Raw genomic sequence first — 16,077 nt, 5'->3', positions numbered from 1 at the left:
CCGACACTCTATCATCGCCGACGGCGAGACTAAAATCTTTGCCTGCGCGTTTGGCTTTTGCCAAAGCGAAGGATATTCCACATCTCGCGCAACTTTAGCCACCAGCGTTGGTGTTGGCGCTCGGTAACCTGTTGCAACATGCGCGCATAGTCCAGCACCAACCCCGGCGTCCAGGTCATGCTTTCGCCACGGCTGCGCAGTACCGCCAGCATCCACAGATTGGGATCCAGCACCAATAACAGAAAACGGCGCCACAGATGTTTATCGCCCAGCACGCCCTCCAGCGCACTGTCGAGCGCGCCGATGACCGTGGTGGAGCAGTTACGCCGGGTCAGGTTGTAAGTCGCATCCTGTCGGTAGCGTAACCAGAATGCGCGCAGCGCCGCCGGGTTATAGCGATAGAACTGAATTTTCTTGTCCGGGGGGCACCAGGCGGCGATCTCGCCCGACAGGTCGGGCAGGAAACGTCCGTCGACGTTGTTCTGTTCGCCGGCATGCAACAACTGGCGGAAATCCTGAACGGAATGGCTGATGTCGTTGAGCGGGTAGTGACTGATATACACATCCGGCGCGAGCGCCAGGGCGGCATGACCGGTGGAGATATTGCCGCCGTTGTCGACCGCCGCGATGTATCGGTCGACGATGTAACGTCGGCGCGGATCTTTAGCCGCACCAATCGGTGTCCAGACATACACCGTGAGCGGCGCAGTCTCATCCGCCGGGGGCGGTGGCTGCCGGGTTGGGTGCTGATTCAGAGAAAAGCTTGTCAGTCTCCGGGCGATGCGCAATAAAGCCCAGCCGGAAAGCACCATCATCACGCCGAGGCAAAAGGGCACCGTCATCCGATGCGGCGCCGGCCAGCCGACAAAAATCATCAACGAAAGCAGGATTTCGCCGCCGCCCGCCAGCGCCACGGCTTTCCATCGGCTGTGTTGAATCACCGTGGAGGAGGCGATGCGCACAGCGCCGTCAAGCAGCAGCGCGCTGCCAAACACCACGGTGGCGACGATGGTATCGTCTGCGGGCACGTCCAACATTAAAAAGGCCATAAACACGAAGCCCAGCCCCTTAAGCAGCACCGGCCGGCTGGCCGAAGAGCCGATCACCAGCGCGGCGGATATCGCCACCAGCCCCTCCAGCGCCAGGATGACCGCCAGCGCATCCAGCGCCAGCACGGACCGGCCATCCTGCAGGATGTCGAACAGCATCAGCGCCCCTGCGGCTACCCACAGCCAACCGAACAGCACCAGCAGGCGGCGCTGGCCGTGCAGCGCCTGCGCGCCCAGCAATAAGATAATCAGTCGAATCATGACGGCCTCTGGTTAAACGGGTAACGTTATCTCTTCAATGATAGTGCGCGAACGTCGTTAAGCAGTTGATTTCGGCGAATTCGGCTAAGCTTGTAGCACAGCGGGAATGAAGAAAACGGTGGGCGAGTTTCGCCAACTGCAGGTAGACTTAGCCGATTCGGTTACGTCGCTAACAAGGGGAACACATGACGTATCAACAGGCCGGGCGTATCGCCATTTTGAAACGCATTCTCGGATGGGTGGTTTTTATCCCGGCGTTGCTGTCGACGCTGATTTCCGTGCTGGGCTTCATCTATCAGCACAGTGAAAAAACCAAGGGCATCAACGCGGTGATGCTGGATTTTGTTCACGTGATGGTGGACATGGTGCGTTTCAATACACCGTTCCTGAACCTTTTCTGGTACAACTCGCCGGTGCCTGACGTGGATAAAAGCCTGTTCAGCGGCGCCAATCTGATGTTCATCATCATCTATATCCTGATCTTCGTCGGGCTGGCGCTGCAGGCTTCCGGCGCACGCATGTCGCGCCAGGTCAAGTTCATCCGCGAAGGGTTGGAAGACCAGATGATCCTGGAGCAGGCCAAGGGCAGCGAAGGGCACACGCGCCAGCAGCTGGAGGCGCGCATCACGCTGCCGCACCACACCATCTTCCTGCAGTACTTCCCGCTATATATCCTGCCGATCGTGATTGCGGTGATCGCCTGGTTCGTGATCCGCCTGTTGGGGCAGTTGGCCGGCGCGGCCTGAACCATGAACGGGGCGCCGAGCGGCGCCCCGGAACGTTATGACGCCTCGGGCTGCAGCAGCGCCTCCACCGCGCGTTGCGCAGCCACCAGATGCTGGCCGCCGAACAGGTTGCTGCGGTTGAGCAGGTAGTACAGCTGATACAGCGGCTGACGCTCGATAAATCCGGCCCCCAGCGGCCATACGCTCTGATAGCCGTCGTAGATCTGCGGCGGCAGCTCGGGGTACAGCGGCAGCATCGCCAAATCGCACTCCCGGTCGCCCCAGTAGCTGGCCGGATCGAACAGAATCGGCCCGTGGGCGGTCATCGCGCAGTTGCCTGGCCACAGGTTGCCGTGCAGCAGCGAAGGCTGCGGCTGGTGGTGCTGCAAGCGCAGATACACCCGATCGACGATGTCGTCGATGTCACCGAAGGTCATGCCTTTCTCGGCCGCCAGCTGCAGCTGCCAGCCGATGCGCTGTTCGGCGAAGAATTCCGACCAGCGGCGCTGCCAGGCGTTGGGTTGCGGGGTGGTGGTCAGATCGCTGTCGAAGTCGAGGCCGAACTGCGGTTGCTCGCTCCACTGGTGCAGGTGCGCCAGCTGCTGGCCCAGGCAGTAGGCGCCGTGGGCGTCGAGGGGTTTCAGCTGCTGATACTCCAGCAGCAGGAAGCTGTAGTCGCGATCGCTGCCGACGCCGTACACTTCCGGCACCCGCACGCTTTTGCTGCGCGCCAGCAACGCCAGCTGATCGGCCTCGGCGGTGAATATCGGCAGTTGTTCACGGGCGTCGCATTTCACGAACACCTCGTTGTCACCGTAACTCACGCGCCACGCCGGGTGAATGTCGCCCCCGGGCAGTTCAATCCTTTCGCGTATCTCTGCGCTGCCAAGATGTTCACTTAACAGACGGCTAACGGCTTGCCACATGGTATTTCCCCCTCTGTGCTGCCTGATAATTCATTAGGTTAGCGTCTTTCCCGTGGTGAAAACACGACGCGGCGCACAGCCGGCGTCAAAGGCGGCGATTTTTTCAGCGCCTCGCCAGCTCAAAGTATATACCCTATTGATTAATTTAAGCGCAATACCGGTTGCAACTTGATGACAACGACGCGATGAGTGGGGGAAGGTGATGCGGCGAGCAGAGGGCATCGCCGCATCGGTAAGTTAACCGCCGGTGAGGGCGCTTTGGTTACGCTGTAACGGACGCAGCTTGCTGTACAACAAGGCGATAACGAACAGCACGGCCTGCACGATGACGATGCAGGGCCCGGTGGCGCCGTCGATGTGGAAGCTGATCAGGGTGCCGAGCACGCAGGAGAACACCGATACTATCGTCGCCACCATCAGCATGCGGTCGAAGCGGCGGCACAGCATAAAGGCGATGATGCCAGGGGCGATCAGCATGGCGATCACCAGGATCACCCCCACGGCCTGCAGCGAGGCGACGATGGTCATCGCCAGCAGGCACAGCAGCCCGTAGTGCAGCAGCTTGACCGGCAGGCCAATCACCCGCGCATGATGAGGATCGAAGCAGTACAGCATGAAGTCTTTACGCTTGAGCAGCACCACCGCCAGGGTGATGCCGGCGATCAGCAGGGTTTGCTTCAGCTCGCCGTCGGTAATGCCCAGCATGTTGCCGAACAGAATGTGGCTCAGGTGCTGGTCAGTATCGATGCGCGAGAACAGCACCAGGCCGAAGGCGAACATGCCGGAAAAGACAATGCCCATCACCGTGTCTTCTTTCACCCGGCTGTTCTCTTTCAGGTAGCCGGTGGCTACCGCGCAAAAGATGCCGGAGAGGAACGCGCCGATCGCCAGCGGGATGCCGACCACGAACGCTACCACGATGCCGGGCAGCACCGCGTGCGAGATGGCGTCGCCCATCAGCGACCAGCCTTTGAGCACCAGATAGCAGGAGAGCACGGCGCACACTACGCCGGTGACGATGGCGGCGACGATCGCCCGCTGCATGAACGGGTAGGCGAAGGGTTCGCTGAGCAGTTGATACAGGGTGTCCATCAGCGGCCTCCGGTTTGCGAATGCGCCACGCGGCGCCGGGACGCCAGCAGGCCGTGTTTCGGCGCGAAGAAGAACGCCGCCAGGAACACCAGCGTTTGCAGGGTGACAATCACGCCCCCGGTGGCTCCGTCGAGGAAGAAACTCAGGTAGGCGCCGACGCCGCTGGTCAGCGAACCGATGATGATGGCGATGATCACCAGCCGGCTGAAGCGATCGGTCAGCAGGTAGGCGGTGGCGCCCGGCGTGATCACCATGGCGATCACCAAAATGGCGCCGACGGTTTGCAGCGCGGCGACGGTGCAGGCGCTAAGCAGGGTGAAGAACAGGATCTTCAGCTTTAGCGGCGACAGGCCGATCGACACCGCGTGGCTTTCGTCGAAGAACACCGCCAGCAGGTCTTTCCACACCAGGCACAGGATCAGCAGCGAAACGCCGATGATGATTTCCACCTGCAGCACGTCTTCGTCGGCGATGCCGAGGATATTGCCGAAGATGATCGACTGTACGTTGACCGAGGTGGGGTTGAGCGACACGATCAGCAGGCCGACGGCGAAGAAGGTGGAGAAGATAAAGCCGATGATGGCGTCTTCGCGCAGCCGGGTGATGTGGCGCACCAGCGTCATCGCCAGCGCCGCCAGCATGCCGGTGAAAAAGGCGCCGGCGGCGTAGGGCAGGCCGAGGGCGTAGGCGCCGGCTACGCCGGGCACCACCGAGTGCGACAGCGCGTCGCCCATCAGCGACCACCCTTTCAACATCAGGTAGGCGGAGAGGAACGCGCAGGCGGCACCGACGATGGCGCTGACCCAGATGGCTTTCACCATGTAGTTATAACTGAAAGGTTGCAGCAGAAGGTCCAGCATCAGGATTGTTTCTCCCTGGCCTGGCTGTTGGCCGGCGGATCGCTCTTGGTGTGGCCGTAGAACACCGCGGGGCGTTCATCGTCGGTCAACACCGTAACGGTGCGCGGATCGTTGTCGTCGTGCAGATCCGGGCCGGAGAGGTTGATATGGCGCAGCACGCCGCCGAACGCCTGTTCCAGGTTGCTCTGGGTGAAGGTGGTCTCGGTCGGGCCGGCGGCCAGCACCGTGCGGTTGATGAGGATCACCCGATCGCAAAACTCCGGCACGCTGCCGAGGTTATGGGTGGAGACCAGGATCAGGTGCCCCTCGTCGCGCAGCGCGCGCAGCAGCTCGATAATGGCGTTCTCGGTTTTTACATCCACGCCGGTGAACGGCTCGTCCAGCAGCAGTACCGTGCCCTGTTGCGCCAGCGCGCGCGCCAGAAACACGCGTTTTTTCTGGCCGCCGGACAGCTCGCCGATCTGCCGGCTGCGCAGCTCGCTCAGGCCGACGCGCTCCAGCGCCTTGTCGACCCGCAGCCGGTCTTCGCGCGACGGGATGCGCAGGAAGTTCATCTTGCCGTAACGGCCCATCATCACCACGTCTTCCACCAGCACCGGGAAGTTCCAGTCGACGTCTTCGGTCTGCGGCACGTAGGCGATCAGGTTCTTTTTCAGCGCGTCCGCCACCGGTTTGTCGCTCAGCGACACCTGGCCGGCAGTGGGCCTGACCAGGCCCATGATGCTTTTGAACAGCGTCGATTTGCCGCTGCCGTTGACGCCGACCAGCGCGCAGATCGAACCGCCGCTCAGGGTAAAGCTGGCGTTGTGAATGGCGGTGTGCCCGTTGTTGTAGGTTACGGTGACGTCGTCCACGTTCAATTCAGGGCGGACAAACGGTTCATGGGTCATTGATCGAATCCTTTGGCGATGGTTTGCACGGTGGTGTTGAGCAGGTCGATATAGGTCGGCACCGGGCCATCGCGGGTGGACAGCGAATCCACGTACAGCACGCCGCCGTATTTGGCGCCGGTCTCTTTCGCCACCTGCTTGGCCGGCTTGTCGGAAATGGTGCTCTCGCTGAACACCACCGGAATATGGTGGGCGCGCACCGCGTCGATCACCCGGCGCACCTGCTGCGGCGAGCCTTGCTCATCGGCGTTGATCGGCCAAAGATAAACTTCTTTCAGCTGGTAGTCCTGCGCCAGATAGCTGAAGGCGCCTTCGCTGGTCACCAGCCAACGCTGTGCGGCAGGAATGCGCGCCAGGCGTTCGCGCAGCGGGGCGTCCAGCGCGCCGATCTTCTCTGCGTAGGCCTTGGCGTTGCGGTTGTAGGTTTCTGCATGGGCCGGATCGTGCTCTACCAGCGCCTTACGGATGTTCTCGATGTACACCAGCGCGTTGCTCGGCGACATCCAGGCATGCGGGTTCGGGTTGCCGTTATACGGCCCTTCGCGGATCGGCAGTGGGGTGATGCCTTCGGTCACGACCGCCGCCGGCACCTGCTTGATGTTCTCGAAGAAGCGCTGGAACCAGCGTTCCAGGTTCATGCCGTTCCACAGGATCAGATCGGCGTGCTGCGCCTTGACGATGTCGCGCGGGGTAGGTTGATAGTCGTGGATCTCGGCGCCCGGCTTGGTGATGGATTCCACCACGGCGGCGTCACCTGCCACGTTCTGGGCGATGTCCTGAATGATGGTAAAGGTGGTCACCACGCGCAGCTTCTTTTCCGCCAGCGCGTGTTGACTGACCAAGGCGGCGCCGAGCAGCAGGCAGGCGAGCGTGAAAGGGCGTAACAGTACGGCAGCGCGGGAAGGGCGACTGCGACGAAAAGCGCAACTTATCAATGGCATGATGACGTCTCCTGGTTCAAATGAAAATGATTATCAATATCAATTGAAGCGAAGTCAAGCGTCACTTGCCCACCGCCGGCGGGGTATTTCGCCAACTGAAAAAATAATACCGTCCGGGGAGTTATAGCATTTTATGTATCAGTATGTAACCGCTGAAGGTAGTCCTTACAGCTGCATATAGTCACCTCAGGCTGTTTTCCCAAGGCCAACTGCCCGAACCCCTGCGCCAGCCGCTGTACATCCTCTTGATCCAGCACGGTTATAAACGCAAAACTGTTGCTGCCGAGTTCGTGGTGAACGCCATTCTCGTCTGTCACCGACGTGACAAAACCCTCCCGCGTCAATTGCCCGGTCAGCTTCGCCAGGTCGGTCAATCCTTCTTCCTGATAGCGAAAAGTCACCACAAAGCAGCTTGTTGCAGATTGACTCATAAATCACCTCTTGGTATATGGATAGCTTGAGATTAGTCCAAAAAATTACTGCAGGTGTCCTTACAAGTTGTATATGCTACGCAACTCATTGAAAGGAGTGAGGGATTCTGTGAAAACAAAAATAGGTTGCCTTACGGCAATTTTACTTTTGTCGGGGTGTGCCAAAGACCCGCAAACGGCAAGCAATATTTCAGGCAGTGGCACAACGCGCGGCGGTTGGTTAAAACCCCCTCCGCAGGCACCGGTAAATCGCACAGGCACGCCGGTTGTTTATAACGATTACATTCGTCAGGCCGCCAGCAACTATGGCGTCGACGAAACGCTGATTAAAGCGATTATTCAGGTGGAGTCCGGGTTTAACCCGAACGTGGTCAGCACCTCGAACGCAGTGGGATTGATGCAGCTTAAGGCTTCTACCGCCGGCCGCGACGCCTATCGCATGAAAGGACGAAGCGGGCAACCCAGCTCGCGAGAGCTGAAGGATCCGGCGGTCAATATTGATCTGGGAACGGCCTATATCAATATTCTTCAAAGCCAGCAGCTAGCCGGGATCAACAACCCACAGACTTTGCGTTATGCCACCATCGTTTCGTACGTGAACGGGGCGGGCGCCATGTTGCGCACCTTCTCCTCGGACAAGCGCGTGGCGGTCAATCGCATCAATCAGATGAGCCCGGATGAGTTTTATCAGCACATCCAGAAAAAGCACCCGGCACCGCAGGCGCCGCGCTATTTGTGGAAGGTGACCACCGCTTATCAGGCGATGTCGCCGTAGCCTGCCATCCTTCTTCAAATCGGCCGCTGAACGCGGCCGATTTTGTTTCCGGCGCCGTTCAAGTGCGCAACCTACTTCTCATTTTTCGTTATTTCCTCGCTGCTTATCGGAAAAACCGCACAAAAAGTTAAATTTACGTTAGCAGATAAATCTTTACGTTCATTCAATAAGTTACCGGTAACATTTTTGCTTTTGCGCGCATTGTGACCTTCAATAAATATACAAATAAGTAACAAATTATTGTAAAAACCCGTATCGATCGCAAGGTTGCGGTTAAATAGTTGTGACTATCTTTGGATGGAATGTGACATGTCGAACCATAAAACCAACAATTCGCGGCGCGATTTCTTGTTGAAATCGATGACCTTAATTCCTGCGGCGGTAATTGGTGGCAGCGGCGTTGGCGCGCTGACGGCACCGACACCGGCGGTCGCGGCCTCGAACACCACAACGCAGAACGATTACCAACCGACCTTTTTCACCCCGGAAGAGTGGGCCTTCATCAAGGCCGCCGTTGCGCGCCTGATCCCGGCCGACGAACGCGGCCCTGGCGCACTGGAAGCCGGCGTGCCGGAGTTTATCGATCGCCAGATGAATACCCCGTACGCCACCGGCTCCATCTGGTACATGCAGGGGCCGTTCAACCCCGATGTGCCGAAGGAGATGGGCTATCAGCTGCCGCTGGTGCCCAAGCAAATCTACAACCTCGGCATCAGTGACGCCGACGCCTACAGCAAGAAAACCGCCGGCAAGCATTTCGCCGAACTGGATGGCGCGCAGCAAGACGCCATGCTGCAAAAGTTCGAGTCCGGCGAGGCGGAGTTCCAGCAGCTGCCGTCGAAACTGTTCTTCTCCTATCTGCTGCAAAACACCCGCGAAGGTTTCTTCAGCGATCCTATCCATGGCGGCAACAAAGACATGGTGGGTTGGAAGCTGATTAATTTTCCGGGCGCGCGCGCCGATTTTATGGACTGGGTTGAGCGAGGGGAGCGTTATCCCTTCCCGCCGGTCTCGATTCGTGGGGAGAGGGGCTAATCATGGCAACGGTAATGAAAAAAGTAGATGCGGTGATCGTCGGCTTCGGCTGGGTGGGCGCGATCATGGCCAAAGAGCTGACCGAGGCCGGCCTCAACGTGGTGGCGCTGGAGCGCGGCCCGATGCGCGACACCTATCCGGACGGGTCTTATCCGCAGGTGATCGATGAGCTGACCTATAACATCCGCCGCAAGCTGTTCCAGGATCTGTCGAAAAGCACCGTCACCATTCGTCACAACAGCAGCCAGACCGCGGTGCCTTACCGCCAGTTGGCGGCGTTCCTGCCGGGCACTGGCGTCGGCGGCGCCGGCCTGCACTGGTCGGGCGTGCATTTCCGCGTCGATCCGATCGAACTGCGCATGCGCAGCCACTATGAAGAGCGCTACGGCAAAAACTTCATTCCGAAGGACATGACCATCCAGGACTTCGGCGTGACCTACGACGAGCTGGAACCGTTCTTCGACAAAGCGGAGAAAGTGTTCGGCACCTCCGGCACCGCCTGGACCATCAAAGGGCAGAAAGTGGCGCAGAAGGGCGGCAACCGCTTTGCGGCAGATCGCTCCAGCGACTTCCCGCTGCCGGCGCAGAAAAATACCTACTCCGCCCAGCTGTTCGAGAAAGCGGCGCTGGAGGTGGGTTACCATCCTTACAACCTGCCGTCCGCCAACACCTCGGACTCTTACACCAACCCGTACGGCGCGCAGATGGGCCCGTGCAACTTCTGTGGTTTCTGCAGCGGCTACGCCTGCTACATGTATTCCAAAGCTTCGCCGAACGTCAACATTCTGCCGGCGCTGCGCATGGAAAAACGCTTCGAGCTGCGCACCAACGTCAACGTGCTGAAGGTCAACCTGACCGACGACAAGTCCCGCGCCACCGGCGTGAACTACGTCGATGCGCAGGGCCGCGAGATTGAACAGCCGGCCGATCTGGTGATCCTGGGCGCGTTCCAGTTCCACAACGTGCACCTGATGCTGCTGTCCGGCATCGGCAAGCCTTACGATCCGGTGACCGGCGAAGGCGTGGTCGGGCGCAACTTCGCCTACCAGAACATGACCACCATCAAGGCGTTCTTCGATAAAGACGTGTTTACCAACCCGTTCATCGGCGCCGGCGGCAACGGCGTGGGCGTGGACGACTTCAACGCCGATAACTTCGACCACGCTAAAGAAGGCTTCGTCGGCGGTTCGCCGTTCTGGGTCAACCAGGCGGGCACCAAGCCGATCTCCGGCCTGCCGACCCCGCCGGGCACCCCAGCCTGGGGCAGCAAGTGGAAAGCGGCGGTGGCGGATGCCTACACCCACCACGTTTCGATGGACGCCCACGGCGCGCACCAGTCGTACCGCAACAACTATCTGGATCTCGATCCCAACTACAAGAACGTCTTTGGCCAGCCGCTGCTGCGCATGACGTTCGACTGGCAGGAAAACGATATCAAGATGGCGCAGTTCATGTACGACAAGATGGCGCCGATTGCCAAGGCGATGAACCCGAAACTGATCGCCGGCAGCCCGAAAAACGCCAACAGCCACTTCGATACCACCAGCTACCAGACCACCCACATGAACGGCGGCGCGGTAATGGGGGAAGATCCGAAGACCAGCGCGGTCAACCGCTATCTGCAGAGCTGGGACGTGCACAACGTGTTCTCGATCGGCGCCTCGGCCTTCCCGCAGGGGCTGGGCTACAACCCGACCGGCACCGTGGCGGCGCTGGCTTACTGGTCTGCCCGCGCTATTCGCGAGCAGTATCTGAAAAACCCAGGCCCATTGGTGCAGGCATAAGGACGGCGAACGATGAAAGCATTTGTACCGGCACTGGTTCTCAGTGCAGTGAGTTTTTCCGTTTGGGCGCAGGACGCCACCGTCAGCAGCGAGCTTATCAAGCGCGGTGAATACCTGGCGCGCGCCGGCGACTGCGTGGCCTGCCACACCGACGGCAAGAGCGGCAAAATCTTCGCCGGCGGTCTGGCGATGGAGACGCCGATCGGCACCATCTACTCCACCAACATCACGCCGGACAAGAAAACCGGCATCGGCGATTACAGCTTCGAGGATTTCGACAACGCGGTGCGTAAGGGCGTAGCCAAAAACGGCAGCACCCTGTACCCAGCGATGCCGTACCCGTCGTTCGCGCTGGTGAAAGAGGAAGACATGCGCGCCATGTATGCCTATTTCATGCACGGCGTGCAGCCGGTGGAGCAGGCCAACAAGGATTCCGACATCCCGTGGCCGCTGTCGATGCGCTGGCCGCTGAGCATCTGGCGCGGCATGTTTGCGCCGTCGCCGGCGGACTTCGTGGCTGACGCCAAAGCCGATCCGGTGATTGAACGCGGTCGTTATCTGGTGGAAGGCCTGGGCCACTGCGGCGCTTGCCATACCCCGCGCAGCATCACCATGCAGGAAAAAGCGTTGAGCAACAGCGAAAGCGACGACTATCTGTCCGGCAGCAACGCGCCGATCGACGGCTGGGTGGCTTCCAGCTTGCGCAGCGACCGTAAGGATGGCCTGGGCAGCTGGAGCGAAGCCGAGCTGACCGAGTTCCTGAAAACCGGCCGTAACGACAAGGCGATCGTGTTTGGCGGCATGAGCGACGTGGTGGAGCACAGCCTGCAATACCTGAGCGACGACGATCTGACCGCCATCGCACGCTACCTGAAATCGCTGCCGCCGAAAGACGGCAAACAGCAGGCGGCGCCGGTCGAAGACAGCGTGGCCAAGGATCTGTGGCGCGGCGACGACAGCAAGCCCGGCGCGGCGCTGTATGTCGATAACTGCGCGGCCTGCCACCGCACCGACGGCGTGGGCTACAAGCGCGCCTTCCCGTCGCTGAAGGGCAACCCGGTGGTGCAGACCGAGGACGCGACCTCGCTGATCCACATCGTGCTGACCGGCAACACTACGCCGGCGGTGCAGGGGGCGGTGTCCAATATCACCATGCCGCCGTTCGGCTGGCGTCTGAACGATCAGCAGGTGGCGGACGTGGTGAACTTCATCCGCACCAGTTGGGGCAACAGCGCCAAACCGGTGAGCGCCTCCGACGTGGCCGACGTGCGTAAAGACCGCTCGATGATCCGCGACGAGAAGGAGATGGGCAGCGCCGAGGTGCCGGACCATCCGGACGCGAAGAAGTAAACCGCTTAAGGGCTCCGCAAGGGGCCCTTAGTTTTTTCTGTCTGCGCCGTTTTTTTCAGCATTTTCTGTTCGCAAATTGCCCGCTCGGCCGATAAAACATAGACCCGCAGCGGATTTTTCATTATCCTTTGCCGTCCTTTCATCAGGCGTAAGTATGAAATATCGCTTTAATTCACTGATTACTATTAAAAAGTTCGCGGAGAAGGATATCCCGTTAGGCGCAATCGTTGGCGCCGCAGATTAAGGTAGACTGTCTCATGAGTACGATTTCTCCCGATTCAGGCACGCTGACGGCCGCTCAGCCAGCCAAATGGAACAAAACCGACACCGTCTGGATGTTCGGCCTTTATGCCACCGCGGTGGGTGCCGGCACGCTGTTCTTGCCGATCAACGCCGGTTTGAACGGCCCGCTGGTGCTGCTGTTGATGGCGCTGTTCGCTTTCCCGCTGACCTATTTGCCGCACCGCGCGCTCAGCCGCTTCGTGCTGTCCGGCTCCAGCCGCGACGGCAATATTCACGATGTGGTGGTGGAACACTTCGGCGTGCTGGCCGGCAAAATCATCATGATGCTGTATCTGATGGCGTTCTTCCCGATCGTGCTGGTGTACAGCATTTCGATCACCAACGCGCTGGACAGCTTCCTGATCCATCAGTTCCACGTGGCGCCGCTGCCGCGCATCTGGCTGAGTCTGGCGGTGGTGGTGGTGCTCAATCTGGTGCTGCTGCGCGGCAAGGACAGCATCGTGGCGGCGATGGGCATGCTGGTGTTCCCGCTGTTGGTGTTCCTGATGGGCATTTCGCTGTACCTGATGCCGAGCTGGAATACCGCCAACTTCGTTAATGGCCTGGCCGCCACCCGCTTCGACACGCCGGGGCTGTGGCATTCGCTGTGGCTGGCGGTGCCGGTGATGGTGTTCTCCTTCAGCCATGCGCCGATCATCTCTTCCTTCGCCTCGACGCAGAAGAGCCTGTATGGCGATAAGGCGGAACGCCGCTGCGCGCGCATCATGCGCTACAGCTATGTGCTGATCTGCGTCACCGTGCTGTTTTTCGTGTTCAGCTGCGTGCTGAGCCTGTCCCATGAAGACATGCAGCAGGCGAAAGACCAGAACATCACGGTGCTGACCACGCTGGCCAACAAATTCTCCAACCCGCTGATCGCCTATCTCGGCCCGGTAATGGCGATGTTGGCAATGGCCAAATCCTATCTCGGCACCTCGCTGGGGGTGACGGAAGGGGCGACCAGCCTGATCGACGGCGTCACGCGCGCGGTCGGCAAACCGCTCAGTTCGCGTATGACGCACCGCATCTCGGCGGTGTCGCTGTTCCTGCTCACCTGGGCGGCGACGGTGTGGAACCCCAGCGCGCTGCACATCATTGAAACCATCAGCGGCCCGCTGATTGCCGCCATCCTGTTCATTCTGCCGATGTACGCGGTGCGCGCGGTGCCGGCAATGCGTAAATACCGCGCGGCGAGCAACGTCTTCGTGCTGGTGATGGGCCTGATTGCGCTGTCGGCGCTGATCTACGGCCTGGTGTGATCCTCAGGGCGCGCCGCTTCCGGCGCGCCTCTTCATCCCGCATTACACATCCCTTTGCAATTAATCGCCGGGCAACGCGGCGTGACCTTTGATAATGCTAGCCATTCTCATTACTATTCCCTGGTTGAATTGTTTACCAAGGAGCTTTTCGTGCACCGTCGAATTACTCTGTCGGCGCTGGTTTGCGCCGCCGTGCTTTCCGCCCCGGCGATGGCCACTACCTATCCGCTGACCCTGACCGACACTTCCGGCCAGACGCTCACCCTCCAGCAAGAGCCAAAACGCATCGTGGTGCAGGACGGGCGCGATATTCTCACGCTGGCGCTGCTCGATCGCGCCAACCCGTTCGATCGGCTGGTGGCCTGGAACAACCTGCTGAAGAAAAGCGATGCGGCGACCTGGGACATCTTGCAAAGCAAATGGCCGGCGGCGAAAAACATCATCGATATGGGGTTCAGCGACAAGGGCGAAGTCAATCTGGAAAGCGTGATCGCCAAACGCCCCGATCTGATGATCGCCCAGCTGCGTTCCAAACCTTCGCTGAGCCAAACCGGCGTGCTGGATAAGCTGAAGGCGTTGAACGTGCCGGTGCTGTTTATCGACACCATGCTCAAGCCGGTGGAAAACACGCCGAAAAGCGTGACGCTGCTGGGGGAAACCCTCAACCGCGAAAGCGAAGCCAAGCAATATACCGATTATTATCAGCAGCACTATCAGGCCATTCTGGCCAAGACGCAGGCGGTGGAACCCAAGCCGCTGGTGTTCTTTGAAGCCAAGGCCGGCCTGAACGGGCTGGAGTCCTGCTGCTATACCCACGCCCATGTCGGCTGGGGCGCGTTGGTGGAAGCGGTCGGCGCGCGCAATATCGGCTCTGCGCTGCTGCCGGGCGCCACCGGCGACGTGGCGCTGGAAAAAGTGATCAGCATGAAGCCGGACGCCTACATCGTTTCCGGTTCACAGTGGGCCAGCAAGACCAACGCCGCGGTGCCGTTTGGCTACGGCGTGACGCAGCAGCAGGTGGATGAGGCTTTCAACCGCATGAAGCAGCGCCCGGGGTTCGCTCAGGTGTCGGCGGTGAAGGAAGGGCGGTTCTACGGCATCTACCATAACTTCTACAACCACCCGTATAACATCGTCGGGCTGGAGTATCTGGCGAAGTTTATCTATCCGGCGCAGTTCCCGGATCTGGACCCGGCCAAGACCTACAGCGAGATCCTCAGCCGCTTTACCGAAGTGCCGGAAGGCAAGGGCATTTTGGGCGCGCAGGCGCCGGCGGGGAAATAACGGCAACGGGCGCGACGATCATCGCGCCCGTTTTTTTATCGTCAGGCGGCCGGCGTATAGGTGGAGATAATCTCCAGTACGCCGTTGATGATGAACTGCACGCCCATGCACACCAGCAGGAAGCCCATCAGGCGGGAGATCGCCTCGATGCCGCTTTTCCCCACCAAGCGCATGATGGCGCCGGAACTGAGCAGGCAGCCCCACAGGATCACCGCGACCGTCAGGAAGATGGCGACCGGCGCCACGGCCAGTACCCAGGGTTCAAAACCCAGCGTGTTCGCTTTGACGCTCGACGCCGAGCTGATGATCATCGCGATGGTACCCGGCCCGGCGGTGCTCGGCATGGCCAACGGCACGAAGGCGATGTTGGCCGACGTCTTGTGGCGCAGCTCGTGCGACTTGCTCTCTACCTCCGGTGCCTCTTCAGGGCTCTGCTGGGGGAACAACATGCGAAAACCGATGAAGGCGACGATCAGCCCGCCGGCGATGCGCAGGCCGGGGATCGAAATGCCGAAGGTGTTCATCACCACCTGCCCGGCGTAAAACGCCACCGTCATGATGCAGAACACATAAACCGAGGCCATCAGCGACTGCTGGTTACGCTCTTCGCGCGTCATATTGCCGGACAACCCGAGCAGCAACGCCACCGTGGTCAGCGGGTTGGCCAGCGGCAACAGCAGCACCAAACCCAGTCCGATGGCCTGGAATAACTGCAAAATACCCGTCATAAAAAACTCCCTGTGCAACGTTCAAGCCGCCAGGCGGCGGCCCATGAGCTGAACAGCCTAGCCTGCCGTGTCTCTGGCGGCAATGGGGATAGCTCGGAAGGTTAATTAACCGTCGGCCGGCGTTTCCTCTTCACCATTGCACTCGCCGGCGAGCTCCGGTTCATCCTCACACCCCAGCGGCGCTTCATTGACCGCAATCGCTCGCGGCACTGAACGCGCGCCAAAATGCACCAGCCCATACAGCGTCGCTAATACCGCGCATAGCACGACGAGGACTGCGAGTAACCGGTTCATATTATGAGCTCAAGACCTGTTCACCAGTGAATAACGTAAGGATAGTGATGCCAAGACGCTCTGTCAGCGTGTTGTCGCCGAGAGTAGGCACGTCCGTGCTGTAATTATTAT

General features: G+C 60.0%; 16 protein-coding genes. 7 read left to right on the top strand and 9 right to left on the bottom strand.

What is annotated here, in order from left to right; all coding sequences use genetic code 11:
• Positions 1-29: 29 nt before the first annotated feature.
• Positions 30-1,310 carry an HdeD family acid-resistance protein gene (locus tag AC4PR2_RS09420; RefSeq protein ID WP_492175063.1) on the bottom strand — a complete coding sequence of 427 codons (1,281 nt, stop codon included), beginning with the start codon at positions 1,308-1,310 and terminating at the stop codon, positions 30-32.
• Between the two features lie 185 nt (positions 1,311-1,495).
• Between AC4PR2_RS09420 and AC4PR2_RS09415 the strand changes: the two genes are divergently transcribed.
• Positions 1,496-2,056, top strand: coding sequence for a YniB family protein (locus AC4PR2_RS09415; RefSeq protein ID WP_038877612.1), 561 nt, complete (start codon positions 1,496-1,498; stop codon positions 2,054-2,056).
• Positions 2,057-2,091: 35 nt separating this feature from the next.
• Here AC4PR2_RS09415 and AC4PR2_RS09410 read toward each other — a convergent pair whose 3' ends face one another.
• The 6 genes from AC4PR2_RS09410 to ghoS form a co-directional block, all read right to left on the bottom strand.
• The gene (locus AC4PR2_RS09410; RefSeq protein ID WP_004931452.1) at positions 2,092-2,961 is read right to left on the bottom strand and encodes a fructosamine kinase family protein; all 870 of its coding nucleotides are present in this window, start codon (positions 2,959-2,961) and stop codon (positions 2,092-2,094) included.
• Between the two features lie 237 nt (positions 2,962-3,198).
• Positions 3,199-4,053, bottom strand: a complete 855-nt coding sequence (locus tag AC4PR2_RS09405; protein ID WP_038877608.1) for a metal ABC transporter permease — start codon at positions 4,051-4,053, stop codon at positions 3,199-3,201.
• Positions 4,053-4,913 (bottom strand): iron/manganese ABC transporter permease subunit YfeC, encoded by an 861-nt coding sequence (yfeC, locus tag AC4PR2_RS09400; RefSeq protein ID WP_049198580.1) that lies wholly within the window; start codon positions 4,911-4,913, stop codon positions 4,053-4,055. The genes AC4PR2_RS09405 and yfeC overlap by 1 nt, the downstream gene beginning before the upstream one ends.
• Positions 4,913-5,803 carry a manganese/iron ABC transporter ATP-binding protein gene (locus AC4PR2_RS09395; RefSeq protein WP_047727680.1) on the bottom strand — a complete coding sequence of 297 codons (891 nt, stop codon included), beginning with the start codon at positions 5,801-5,803 and terminating at the stop codon, positions 4,913-4,915. Before AC4PR2_RS09395 ends, yfeC begins: the two co-directional genes overlap by 1 nt.
• Positions 5,800-6,744: a metal ABC transporter substrate-binding protein gene (locus tag AC4PR2_RS09390; RefSeq protein WP_492175062.1), complete on the bottom strand. Its 945-nt coding sequence runs from the start codon at positions 6,742-6,744 to the stop codon at positions 5,800-5,802. Before AC4PR2_RS09390 ends, AC4PR2_RS09395 begins: the two co-directional genes overlap by 4 nt.
• Before the next feature lie 131 nt (positions 6,745-6,875).
• Positions 6,876-7,175: a type V toxin-antitoxin system endoribonuclease antitoxin GhoS gene (ghoS, locus tag AC4PR2_RS09385; protein WP_060419232.1), complete on the bottom strand. Its 300-nt coding sequence runs from the start codon at positions 7,173-7,175 to the stop codon at positions 6,876-6,878.
• 109 nt (positions 7,176-7,284) lie between these two features.
• Here ghoS and AC4PR2_RS09380 point away from each other — a divergent pair, with 109 nt between their 5' ends.
• The 6 genes from AC4PR2_RS09380 (at position 7,285) to AC4PR2_RS09355 (ending at position 14,944) form a co-directional block, all read left to right on the top strand.
• Positions 7,285-7,950, top strand: coding sequence for a transglycosylase SLT domain-containing protein (locus AC4PR2_RS09380; RefSeq protein WP_049295470.1), 666 nt, complete (start codon positions 7,285-7,287; stop codon positions 7,948-7,950).
• A 309-nt stretch (positions 7,951-8,259) separates the two neighbouring features.
• A complete protein-coding gene (locus AC4PR2_RS09375) occupies positions 8,260-8,985 on the top strand; it encodes a gluconate 2-dehydrogenase subunit 3 family protein (protein WP_492175061.1) in 726 nt (241 codons plus the stop codon).
• Between the two features lie 2 nt (positions 8,986-8,987).
• Entirely contained in the window at positions 8,988-10,769 is a 1,782-nt protein-coding gene (locus AC4PR2_RS09370) for a GMC family oxidoreductase (RefSeq protein ID WP_492175060.1), read from the top strand.
• A gap of 12 nt (positions 10,770-10,781) precedes the next feature.
• Positions 10,782-12,119: a c-type cytochrome gene (locus tag AC4PR2_RS09365; RefSeq protein WP_492175059.1), complete on the top strand. Its 1,338-nt coding sequence runs from the start codon at positions 10,782-10,784 to the stop codon at positions 12,117-12,119.
• Between the two features lie 257 nt (positions 12,120-12,376).
• Entirely contained in the window at positions 12,377-13,660 is a 1,284-nt protein-coding gene (locus AC4PR2_RS09360; RefSeq protein WP_049274104.1) for an SLC5/6 family protein, read from the top strand.
• A gap of 150 nt (positions 13,661-13,810) precedes the next feature.
• Positions 13,811-14,944: an ABC transporter substrate-binding protein gene (locus AC4PR2_RS09355; RefSeq protein WP_084826330.1), complete on the top strand. Its 1,134-nt coding sequence runs from the start codon at positions 13,811-13,813 to the stop codon at positions 14,942-14,944.
• A 41-nt stretch (positions 14,945-14,985) separates the two neighbouring features.
• On the opposite strand, the gene AC4PR2_RS09350 is transcribed toward AC4PR2_RS09355, so the two are convergent.
• Positions 14,986-15,672, bottom strand: a complete 687-nt coding sequence (locus AC4PR2_RS09350; protein ID WP_038877591.1) for a MarC family NAAT transporter — start codon at positions 15,670-15,672, stop codon at positions 14,986-14,988.
• 105 nt (positions 15,673-15,777) lie between these two features.
• The gene (locus tag AC4PR2_RS09345; RefSeq protein WP_047727675.1) at positions 15,778-15,966 is read right to left on the bottom strand and encodes a hypothetical protein; all 189 of its coding nucleotides are present in this window, start codon (positions 15,964-15,966) and stop codon (positions 15,778-15,780) included.
• Positions 15,967-16,077 lie beyond the last annotated feature (111 nt).

The sequence above is a fragment of the Serratia sp. A07 genome (genome assembly GCF_058725505.1).
This window is presented reverse-complemented; position numbering and strand designations above follow the sequence as displayed.